This is a genomic window from Candidatus Cloacimonadota bacterium (assembly GCA_034661015.1).
Classification (GTDB): domain Bacteria; phylum Cloacimonadota; class Cloacimonadia; order JGIOTU-2; family JGIOTU-2; genus JAYEKN01.
In genome coordinates this window covers 9,243-17,229 of the sequence record JAYEKN010000123.1, presented here as the reverse complement: position 1 = coordinate 17,229, position 7,987 = coordinate 9,243, and the positions used below count along the sequence as shown (strand labels likewise).

Genomic DNA, 7,987 nt, shown 5'->3' with positions numbered 1-7,987 from the left:
TCGCCTTATTTTCAAAATAGTGTCTAATCATTGAATTTGAATTCACAATATTTTATCCTACGGCAGATAATTCTAGTCATTTTAAATTATCCTTTAACATATATTACCTTCTTTCATTATTTTCACATTTTATTTAACTAAAATTATGGTTTATGATTAATCAGATACGAATTATATCTAAATACAAGATTCGTTCCGAAATGTCCACATCGATTTATTAATTCCAGTTATCTTAAATTTAAACCCACGATATCGTTAAAAATGCTTTATTGAAATATTTATAGTCCAAAATTTGGGTGAAACTATTAAATGGGTTTAACACCTATAAAATTGATTTTATAAAGTTGTCTTAATACATGAGTCCTCTTAAAAAACCATGTTTTCAAAAAATATGTTTTCTTGTCTATTTGCATAATGTTGGTTTAATATTCGCCTGAACATAACCGAGAATCGGGTTCAAACAAAAATCGATATCGCTTGTAGTTTGATTTTCCAAAACTTCCACCTCGGTAATAGTGGAATCTTCGTAATTTTCTAAAATCGCAGTTACGGAATAAATACCTACAGGTCTATCAAACTGATAAAATCCTGTGGAATCCGGAACGGTTGTATAAGAGGAATCTGCGTTCAGTGCAGTAACGCCAACACTATCTACAATTCCAAATCCCGCAGAAATCGTTACTGTTCCCTCAATATTGCCATTGGAACGAGCCAGAGTGTCTGCAAAAATCACACTGCTCGAAATCCCCATTAAAAAAATTACTATTGTGAAATGGAAGATAATAATCATTACCGAAAAACTAACTTTTCTTTTTTTCATCATATTTAATAAGTCCGTTTTTTCTATTATCCACGCAATCTGCGTGCCAAGATCGTTTAATTGTCTATTGATTATAAAATCTTTTTATTTTGCATCTATTAAGTAAATTACTTCTATGTAAATAAAAATTTAGTCTTCATTCGAAAATATCTAAAAGTTTGTTACTGGGAAATAAATTCCTAAAAAATATACAATTCTTCCGTTTGAATTTTTTTCCTAATATTTTACAAATATAAGTAAACCATAAAAATCATAGAAAGTTAAGACAGGTAAAATTAAATACAAATCTCTAATTTATATTCACCAAAAAAAAAGCCTATCCGACAAGAGATAGGCTTTTTTTTTAAACAATAAATGGATAAATTAATCTTGAGGAGGGAAATATATGCAATCATTATCCCGATAACCTAATCCCGTATTCGAATACCAATCCGAATAACCTTCACCACTGCTTTCTACCCAGTCTGCAAAATGAAGAAACCCTTCTGTGATTTGATAAGTTTCAAGAGGATAGTCAGTCGCTTCTGTAACATTTACCGCCCATGGAAGTCCATTGCCGGTAAGAAAATAGGAACCGGTTCCGGAATTAGAAACATCATCTCCCGTATCGAACAGTGAGCTATCCATTGCTGCGGTAGGGGGATAATCTAATAAATGAATTTCATGAGATCTTGTATTGTTAACATAAATAAAGGGATTGTAGGGAGGAAAGTCCCAAGGACTAATTGTTCTCGGTGCACCTTTTGCAGAACTAATTGGAATCGTAACGGTCCATTCTACAGACGGAACATTCAAACCTTCATCTGTGGTATTTATCCATTCGCTTCCTGAAACACCAAAGATTGTGCGTTGATTATTGAAAAACCTAATTACATTATCACTCGCTTCTAAAGTTGCCAAATTAAATGTGGGGTCAACCGGATCACCCAATACGTAGTCGGATGGGAATTTTATTGCAAATCCCAAAGTATAACCGGCTCCGGATGCTCGCAAGTTAAAATTGATACTGTCTTCTACCATTTGATGTTGAGCATTGGTAATTTCACATATTTGGTAATCCAAAACAAGATCATTCATATCATAATCACCCATAGATGGCCAAAGGTCTTCATACATAAGTGTAGCAAATTCTGTTTCGGAAGGAGTGAAACTTTGGAAGGCTCTGGATGCATCGTTGGGATAAGCATCATCTACGTCTGGAATTCCATCTCCGTCAGAATCAGTGGGCTCTTCAATTTCTCCCTGGTAGTAGAAATCCCAATCTTTTATGTCAATATGGGGTGAAGGCTCTCTTAGAAATGCCCAGTTGGGAACTGTGGGATCAGAAATATACCATTTTTTATTGTGAGAGGCTAAGTACAATTTTCCATTGGGGTGTCCAGCTAAGGATTCAAGATCATTTTGATTAGGGGTAATAATGTGTGTTATATTATGAGTAATCATGTCGAGTCTCCATATTTGACCATCATCCTGATGGGGAGGACGAGATACACTTACACCTTTTTTACAAAGGAAATATACGGTGTCTCCAATACAAGTTAAGCCGGTTATTTCAGGATTGTTTGGCCTTGTTGGGAAAGAAATGGTAAAAGCCGCGCTATAAGCTGCCGTATTATGATTAATTTGATATAGAGTTTCATCTTTTTTACCAAAACCATACAAAACACCATTGATAAATTCCAAAGAATTCAGTTCCGAATCTCCAGAATCAAGGCCATTCATTTCACCGATTTGTAGAGCGTTGACAGGGGTTGCTGAATTCGAATCAATTTCACTTGGGAGAATTTTGTATAAGTATTTGTCGTCAAGATTATAAAAATACATAACTCCATCATCGCTTATTGTGAATGCTTTAACATCCATATTGCTACCTGGTTTTGAGGTAAGGTTTATATGGCCTTCATTATATTCTCCCTGATTATTTCCAGCAAGATAATAGTAATGCAGTTCTTCGTCATGATGTTTTACAAACCACATGGTCATAAATTGGAAGTCGTCTAAATTATTTCTTCCGGAACCTCCTCTGCCTTGAGGACTATAATGATAATACGGAAAAACTCCATTCACTTCTGCTTGTCCGTTGCCGGTAATTTCGATAGGAAAACTTCTAACAAATCCTATACCGGATTGAACCCAAATAGAATCTAAGGAAGTTGGTAAAGAAATAGTAGCTTCATAAATAGCATTTTCGTTAGTTGAAGCGGTTAGAACTTTTCGAAAATTCCATGTTAAAGTTGAGTCTGCAAGGTCGTCCTTATAAATGCCAAAAGTTGCATTTGGTACGGTATTTCCTTGTAAATTAACAGAAGTTAGATTAATGGAAACCTGATTTGTAGTATTGAATTTGAATCCTGCCGGAGCCTCAAGATCTTTCATGTTTACGGGAGTATCCTCTGTTTTGGTCAAATCGCAATTTGTAAAAAATAAAATCGTAATAACCGCGATTGATAATAAAATTAAATTTTTTTTCATGATAACCCTTTCTTGATATTTGTTAGTAACCTATAAAATAATATTCTCTAATACATTGTCAAGAAAATGAAAATCGTATGTTTCGAGTCCGTTACAAAGCGTCTTCCTTATTTGAATCTTTGATGCTACTTATATCATTTATTTGCCAAAGTATGATCAACCGATAAAATTCTTAAACGAATTTCTTTACAAAGATTTATGAATTTTAGTTAAATGCGAAAAATTATTTTTTCAGTAGTAAACATGAAAGAGTCGGGTTATTGACTGTTTTTCTTCTAATTTTCAGCATTATTGTCATTAGAAGAAACAACATCCAAAACCTTTCCCAATGGAATGAAAGTAGTCGTTAAAGAAAACAAAAAAAATTTATCTATTGGTTTTTTTGGTTATGATTATCTTGATAGAAAAACCGATCTTTTGAAAAAGTTACTCAGGCTGAAATAATTATAATCGCAACTAAATATTTCAAAAATACTCGGTAAGAAATTATGAAAAATAAACTTAAAGTTTCTGTTTTATATGTTGAGGATGAGCTCCTCATTCGCCAAACCATTAGCGAAATGCTGGAAAAAGATGTTGACGAGTTGCACGTAGCTTCAGATGGGCAAATGGGTTTGGAAAAGTTTAAAGAACTTAAACCGGATATCGTGATAACTGATATAAAAATGCCAAAAATGGACGGTTTTACGATGCTTCAGAAGATACGTGAAATTTCCCCTAATGTGAAAACCGTAATAATATCCGTTTATGGAGATTCCAAAAAAGTCTTAGACGCAATCAACAGAGGAATAAATGGATTTTTGATAAAACCCATTTTTAAAACACAATTATCTAATCTGCTGAATTCGTTAGATAGACAGATTGAAAAACAAAGGGAGGAGCAACGTAAGAAAAAACGCATGTTCGATTTGGCTCGAATTGATCCTCTTACAAAATTTCTCAATCAGCAGGGAATGATTGATCGTTTAACTCATGAAACCACAATATTTGATAGAAGCTTATATGAGAATAATCCAAGACCTTTTGCAATTTTATTATGCGAAATTCATAATTTTCGAAAGATTGGAAAAGAACATGGCTTAACTGCCGTAGATGAAGTAATTATTTCTGTGTGCAAAATTATTTGGTCTATGATCCGTCGGCAAGATGTTATCTCAAGATGGAGCCCAAGTGAAATTATGTTACTCCTTACAAATACAGATAAAAAAGGGGCAACATTTCTTGGTCAGAAAATTATTCAAAGGATATCACTTCAAAAAATTAAATTCAAAAATAAAACAATTGATATCAATCCCTTATTTGGAATTGGAGAATATTACACAAAATTAAGCGTTGATAATCTTGTTCAAAATACTTTTAACGATTTGCAAGAACGAATGTATAGCGTTCCAAAAATTGATCCCCTCACTAAATTTCTTAATAAAAGTGGTATGTTGGATCGACTTAATCATGAGAAAAAAAAAGTTGAAAAAAAATCTGATAAAGAAAATGAGTATGCATTTACAATTTTATTCTGCCAAATCACAAATTATACAAACATCGAAAGCCATCAGGGTTTAAAGGGCGTAAATAGCATGATTCTTTCTCTTGCCAAAGAGATATGGTTAATGATTCGCCGCCAAGACACTATCGCAAGATGGAGTAAAAATGAAATAATGTTACTTCTTCCTGAAACAGACGAAATGGGCGGTGGAATACTTTCAGAAAAAATATTAAATAAAATTAAGACAATAAATCTGAAATTTAATAACGAACTATTGAATATCCGACTTCGTTTTGGCGTTAAGGAATATTCCAGCACCCTGACAATCGAGGAGTTAGTAAAAATCGTTATCGAAAATATGCAAAATTGGAGAATTTCATAAAAAATTCCTTTTTCTTCTCACCGAAACAAAATTTAATGAAAATCAGGCTCCTAAAAAATATTATAAAATTTGTTGAGATTTTGAACAAACGAGATAGTATATTCACCTTTCTACGTCGAAGCAGGTTTGCCCAACAAACAGAAATACGCTTTTTTCACATCTAAACGAATGATGACAGGAGAGGATTTTGGATTTTTCATGCAAAAATATTCGGGACTTTTACTTTGGCTAGGAGCGGATAATGGCGAACAAGATGCAGATTTACATTCAAATAAATTTCTGCCGGATACAAGAGCAATTCAAATTTGTGTGAATGTTTTTTATAGATTAATAGACTCATAAGGAGAAAACAAATTGAATAAAACATTATTAATAGTTGATGACGAGCAAAAAAACATTAATTCGATCAAAAGAGTATTGATTGACGAGGATTATAAAATATTATCCGCAACTGATCCGATTGAAGGATTGAAAATTTTCAGGGGAAAAAAACCAGCAGTTATTCTTCTCGACCTGAGAATGCCAGAGATGGATGGAATCGAATTTATGAAAGAAATCAAGCCATCCAAAGATTCACCTTTTTCTGTGATTATTCTTACAGGAATGGGCAGCAACAGAGATATTAAAGAATGCTATAATTTGGGTGCCAGAGCATTCCTGCAGCAACCTATTAATATTGTCGAAATTAAAAGTCTGGTTAGAAACACTTTTGCCCTTGAGCAAAACAAGCACGATATCAGACTTTTCAGAGATAAATTACAAAGTTTGGTGAGTGAGCGTACTCTCGATCTGGAAAAAGAAATGGAACACAGCAAAAAAATTGCGATAGAGTTAAAGAAGAGCAATGAAAAACTTCGGGAAATGATGACTTCAACCGTTACCGTGCTTGCATCCGTGGTTGAAATGCGAGATCCATATACTGCCGGTCATCAGCACAACGTAGCAGATCTCGCAGAAAAAATTGCGCGCGAATTAGGTCTTCCTGAAGAAAATATAATTGGAATTAGAATCGCCGGAAATATGCATGATATCGGGAAAATAAATATTCCTACCGAAATTTTGAGTAAACCGGCAAAACTTTCTACTACTGAATTTAACTTAATTAAAACGCATCCACAAGCTGGATATGACCTCTTGAAAAAAATTAATTTCCCATGGAATGTGGCTACAATCGTGCTACAGCACCATGAAAAGGTGGACGGTTCGGGATATCCCAATGGTCTTAAAGATAATGAGATTTTATTTGAATCAAAAATAATTGCAGTTGCAGACGTTGTAGAAGCAATTACAAAAGCACGTCCCTATCGTAGGGGTTTAGGCTCTGAAGTTGCTCTAAAGGAAATTCAGGATAAAGCAGGGACAGATTTTGACGAAAAAGTTGTGAAAGCATGTGTGAAACTTTTTAAAGAAAAGAAATACAAATTCCCCAAACAAGAAAATTCCTATTACTTTACTTAATTTTTTTCAGCCAATCGTTACGAGAATAACCCCCGAAAATGCCAAAATCACTCCCGCCGCTTTTTTGTATGTAAACTTCTCGTGTAAAAAAATTGCAGCAAGAATAAAAACGAATATCACATTAGTCTGATTTAACGCTGAAGCAATATTTGCTTGTGTAAATTTTACTCCGGCAATCCAAGTAATCATCGCAAAATATGCCCCGATTACCACAGCAGGTATCATATATTTCCAACCTCTTGAGGGAATAAACACACTAACTATAATCTTTTTATCTTTGCGAAATAAAGTGAAAATAGCCATAGAAACCACCCCAAAAAATAATCGAACTTCAACAGACCACAGGATTGGATAATTTGCAAGTATAGGTTTGAGCATTACTATACTCAAAGCAGTTAGTAACATTGAAACCAAAGCCATCAAAATTCCCGTGATCAATTCTTTTCGGGAAAGTTTATGATCAGGTGATTTCCACGAGGAAATATTAATTGAAAGAATGATCAATCCTGTTCCGAAAAATTGTAAGAGAGAAAATGACTCATTAAGAAATATCAGGGATAAAACAATCACTATTGGCATATATAGACAATTTATTATCTCGGTTAAGCTTGCACCCAACTTGTTTAAAACTTTAAAGAAGAATGTATCCGCAAATGCAATGCCGATGATTCCACTTAACGCAAGTATTATATAAACTTTTAAGGGAGCATCAATAAAGATGGTGCTTCCGAATATTACCGACGTGATTATAAATAATATCAGGGCAATTGAGTTTTTGAATAAATTCAGGGAAAACGGCTTTATGAAATCTCCGCTTTTTCTGAATAAAATTATTGCTATTGCCCAGAATATGGCGCAAAGGAAAGATAAAATTTCTCCAATATACGGAATTTGATTCATTTTAATTTGGTAGATACCTTTGTTGTCTTTTCAGTTTTCACCTCTCACTTTTTTCACCGCCGAGAACGGAGAGAACGCAGAGTTTTTCATCTAATTTTTCTTTTTGGTCTTTTCACTTCTCACTTTTCCCTTTTCACTTTTCCTTTTTCTCTTTTCACCTTTTTTGAGAATGTCGCACCTACGGTATGATGAACGAACAGGGATGCTCGATTTACGCTACAAAGATTCCGCACCGCCAGTGCTAATTTAATATTTAATATTTGTTTGGCTTTGAGTTTTATCATGTGAATTTTTTCGTGTATTCAGTGTATTTCGTGGTCAGTTTTTCTCTTCTCATTTCTCACTTTTTTCACCGCCGAGAACGGAGAGAACGCAGAGTTTTTCATCTAATTTTTCTTTTTGGTCTTTTTGATTTTTACTTTTTTCTTTTTACTTTTTTCTTCTCCCTTTTCCCTTCTCCCTTTTCCCTCCT

Annotated in this window: 6 protein-coding genes; 3 read left to right on the top strand and 3 right to left on the bottom strand. The window is 33.9% G+C overall.

Annotated elements, in window-relative coordinates; genetic code table 11:
* Positions 1-403: 403 nt before the first annotated feature.
* Together U9P79_05100 and U9P79_05095 are read right to left on the bottom strand one after the other, a co-directional pair.
* Entirely contained in the window at positions 404-823 is a 420-nt protein-coding gene (locus U9P79_05100) for a carboxypeptidase-like regulatory domain-containing protein (GenBank protein ID MEA2104005.1), read from the bottom strand.
* Positions 824-1,183: 360 nt separating this feature from the next.
* A complete protein-coding gene (locus tag U9P79_05095; GenBank protein MEA2104004.1) occupies positions 1,184-3,292 on the bottom strand; it encodes an LruC domain-containing protein in 2,109 nt (702 codons plus the stop codon).
* A 488-nt stretch (positions 3,293-3,780) separates the two neighbouring features.
* Between U9P79_05095 and U9P79_05090 the strand changes: the two genes are divergently transcribed.
* The 3 genes from U9P79_05090 to U9P79_05080 all read left to right on the top strand — a co-directional run bounded on the left by U9P79_05090 (position 3,781) and on the right by U9P79_05080 (position 6,615).
* Complete coding sequence (locus tag U9P79_05090) at positions 3,781-5,157, top strand: diguanylate cyclase (protein MEA2104003.1); 1,377 nt, start codon at positions 3,781-3,783, stop codon at positions 5,155-5,157.
* Positions 5,158-5,355: 198 nt separating this feature from the next.
* Positions 5,356-5,499, top strand: a complete 144-nt coding sequence (locus tag U9P79_05085) for a hypothetical protein (GenBank protein MEA2104002.1) — start codon at positions 5,356-5,358, stop codon at positions 5,497-5,499.
* Positions 5,500-5,511: 12 nt separating this feature from the next.
* Positions 5,512-6,615: a response regulator gene (locus U9P79_05080; GenBank protein ID MEA2104001.1), complete on the top strand. Its 1,104-nt coding sequence runs from the start codon at positions 5,512-5,514 to the stop codon at positions 6,613-6,615.
* A 6-nt stretch (positions 6,616-6,621) separates the two neighbouring features.
* Here the strand turns inward: U9P79_05080 and U9P79_05075 are convergent, their stop codons facing one another.
* On the bottom strand, positions 6,622-7,515 hold the full coding sequence (locus U9P79_05075) for a DMT family transporter (protein MEA2104000.1): 894 nt from the start codon (positions 7,513-7,515) through the stop codon (positions 6,622-6,624).
* Between the last annotated feature and the right edge of the window lie 472 nt (positions 7,516-7,987).

Coding starts and splice junctions, on each gene's coding strand:
- U9P79_05100 (MEA2104005.1), bottom strand. CDS start 823: ATGATGAAAAAAAGAAAAGTTAGTTTTTCGGTAATGATTATTATCTTC.
- U9P79_05095 (MEA2104004.1), bottom strand. CDS start 3,292: ATGAAAAAAAATTTAATTTTATTATCAATCGCGGTTATTACGATTTTA.
- U9P79_05090 (MEA2104003.1), top strand. CDS start 3,781: ATGAAAAATAAACTTAAAGTTTCTGTTTTATATGTTGAGGATGAGCTC.
- U9P79_05085 (MEA2104002.1), top strand. CDS start 5,356: ATGCAAAAATATTCGGGACTTTTACTTTGGCTAGGAGCGGATAATGGC.
- U9P79_05075 (MEA2104000.1), bottom strand. CDS start 7,515: ATGAATCAAATTCCGTATATTGGAGAAATTTTATCTTTCCTTTGCGCC.